General features: G+C 63.5%; 3 protein-coding genes. 1 reads left to right on the top strand and 2 read right to left on the bottom strand.

Annotation, left to right across the window (positions count from 1 at the left end; genetic code table 11):
• Positions 1 to 28: 28 nt before the first annotated feature.
• Complete coding sequence (locus B3Q33_RS10285) at positions 29 to 706, bottom strand: histidine phosphatase family protein (RefSeq protein ID WP_063509801.1); 678 nt, start codon at positions 704 to 706, stop codon at positions 29 to 31.
• Positions 706 to 1,536 carry an SDR family oxidoreductase gene (locus B3Q33_RS10280; RefSeq protein WP_272975522.1) on the bottom strand — a complete coding sequence of 277 codons (831 nt, stop codon included), beginning with the start codon at positions 1,534 to 1,536 and terminating at the stop codon, positions 706 to 708. The genes B3Q33_RS10285 and B3Q33_RS10280 overlap by 1 nt, the downstream gene beginning before the upstream one ends.
• A 137-nt stretch (positions 1,537 to 1,673) precedes the next feature.
• Here B3Q33_RS10280 and B3Q33_RS10275 point away from each other — a divergent pair, with 137 nt between their 5' ends.
• A complete protein-coding gene (locus B3Q33_RS10275) occupies positions 1,674 to 2,597 on the top strand; it encodes a LysR family transcriptional regulator (protein WP_272963442.1) in 924 nt (307 codons plus the stop codon).
• The last annotated feature ends 5 nt before the right edge of the window (positions 2,598 to 2,602 follow it).

The raw sequence follows: 2,602 nt of genomic DNA, 5'->3' as shown, positions 1-2,602 counted from the left end.
GCCGCCAGCGACGCTCCTACAGGAAGGGTTATCGATACGTCACCTGCTCGCTCGGCAGATGCAGATGTTCGTTCACCGAGACTAGCCTTGGCTTGCCGGCATTCACAAGCACCCGGGTCACACTGGTGTTGATGAGGGTGCGGTTCCAGGTGATCAGGGCCTCGTCGGTGAGGCCCATCAATCGCTGAATAATCACGCTGATGGCGCCGCCGGAGGTGAACACCAGGGCGCTGTCGCCGCTGCTCAGGCTGTTGCCGAGACTATAGGTGCTGGCCAGCACCCGCTCGCGGAAGGCGGGCCAGCTCTCACTGTAATCGCCGTCGCCGGTCTGCCAGCGGCGCAGGGCCTGCTCGAAGCGGGCCTGGAAGACCTTGCGCGGGTGATCCTGTTGCGCCAGCCACTGGGTCAGCGCCGCCCGATCGGAGGCCAGGGGCCAGTCCACGGCCAGCAGCTCGCTGTGGTTGTATTCGTTGAAGCCGGTATCTGTGTGCCATTCCTTTGCCAGGCCCAGTTCCCCCAGGGTCGCTTCGGCGGTTTCCACATGGCGGCGCATAGTGCCGCAGATGGAGCGGGGCACCCCCAGATCCTGATTCTGCAGGGCGCGGCCAAGAATCCGGCTCTGCTCCCAGCCCATCTCGGACAACTGATCATAATCCTCCTTGCCGAAACTGGCCTGGCCGTGGCGGATCAGATAGATCACCGGCATCAGGCTTTCTCCGCTTTTTCCAACTTGCCCTGCAGTCGTTCGGCGCCCTTGAGCATCACCCGGTTGAACACAAACGGCAGGAACCGCTTCATCCAGTAAGCCCGACGACCGCTCTTGTGGGGCAGCAGGAAGAACTGCTGTTTGGCCACCGCTTTCTTGATCATCTCGGCAATCTGGTCGGCGGTGAGCTCGTCACTGGAAAGCAGCTTGTCCACGGTTTCGATCATGCCCGGTTCCGGGGTACGCATGGACTCGTGCAGATTGGTGCGAAAGAAACCCGGGCACACCACCGTGGTATGAATGCCGTAGGGCGCCAGCTCGAAGCGCAGGGTTTCCGACAGGGAAATCACCCCGGCCTTGGTCACGTTATAGCTGCCCATCACCGGCGCGTGCAGCAGTCCGGCCAGGGAGGCGATATTGACGATATGGCCATGGCCCTGGCGCTTCATCATCGGCACGAACACCTTGCAGCCGCGCACCACACCTTTCACGTTGATATCGAAAATCCAGTCCCAGTCAGCCATGTCGCCGCGATCAATCCGGGCGGCACCGGCCACCCCGGCATTGTTCACCAGCACATCCAGGCCGCCCCAATTCTGCTCCAGCCACTCGCGGGCGTTGTTGAAACTGGCCGCGTCGCGCACATCCAGATACTGGAATTGCAGTTCGCCGGGCAGATCCTTCAGGGCCGCCAGGGTTTCCGCAGCGCGCTCCTGGTTCACATCGCCGATCAGCACCCGGGCGCCATCGCGCAGCCAGGCTTCGGCCATGGCGCGGCCGAGTCCGGAGGCGCCGCCGGTAATCAGGGTGCGTTGTGGGGTCTGGCTCATGGTGTGTCCTGTTGTCATGGTGGTTTCGGTCGCGGATTGTGCGTTAACCGGCATCGGGGGGCTTATCCATTGACCGATGCTAGTGACGGCGTTTCAATTAATCCAATGAATCCTCGCAATGATTAAAGATAAACGCCATGCATGTGTCGCGCTTCGATCTCAATCTGTTCGTGGTCTTCGATGCCATCTACACCGAGGGCTCGCTGACCCGCGCCGCCAAGGTGCTCAACCTGACCCAGCCGGCGGTGAGCCACGCCCTGGGGCGCCTGCGCGACCGCCTGGATGACCCCCTCTTCGTGCGCCAGGGCAGCCGCATGGTGCCCACCGCCCGGGCCCGGGCCATGGTCAGCCCGGTGCGCCATGCCCTGGGGGGCTTCCAGCGTTGCCTGAGCGATGAGGGCGGTTTCGATGCCAGCGAGGCGGAGCGCACTTTCGTGCTGGGCCTGCGCGATGGCCTGGAAGGTTGCCTGCTGCCGTCGCTGATGGCACAGCTCATGGAAGACGCCCCCGGGGTACGTTTGCAATCACTCACTATCAGCCGAAAGCAGATGGCTACGGAGCTGGCCAGCGGCCGGCTGGATCTGGCCTGCGACGTGATGCTGGCCCTGCCGGAATCCATCGAGCATGTGCCGGTCCTCAGCGGCCCGTTGGTGGTGATGATGCGCGAGGGTCATGAGCTGGCCGATGACATGGACCTGCCCGGTTATCTGGCCGCCCAGCATGTGCTGGTATCGTCCCGCCGCGAAGGCCCGGGGCTGGAAGATTTCGGCCTGGCCCGGCAGGGCTACCGGCGCCATATCCGCCTGCGCTGCCAGCACTACCAGGCGGCCATCAGCACCGTGCAGAACACCGACCTGCTGCTCACCCTGCCGGCCACCCTGGCCGGGCGCCTGTCCCGCAAGGGCATGGTGATCAAAGCCTTCCCCGCCGACCTGCCCGGCCTGGAAATGCACCTCTACTGGCACCGCGACCAAAGCGCCGACCCGGCCCACAGCTGGTTGCGGCAGAAGGTGTTGTCGCTATTGAAAGAACAGCAGGAGCAATTAACAGTTAACAGTTAACAGCG

The sequence above is a fragment of the Alcanivorax sp. UBA3183 genome (assembly GCF_002364155.1).
Lineage (GTDB): Bacteria > Pseudomonadota > Gammaproteobacteria > Pseudomonadales > Alcanivoracaceae > Alcanivorax > Alcanivorax jadensis.
The sequence above is the reverse complement of the archived record's forward strand: the minus strand, read 5'-3'. Positions and strand labels throughout refer to the sequence as shown.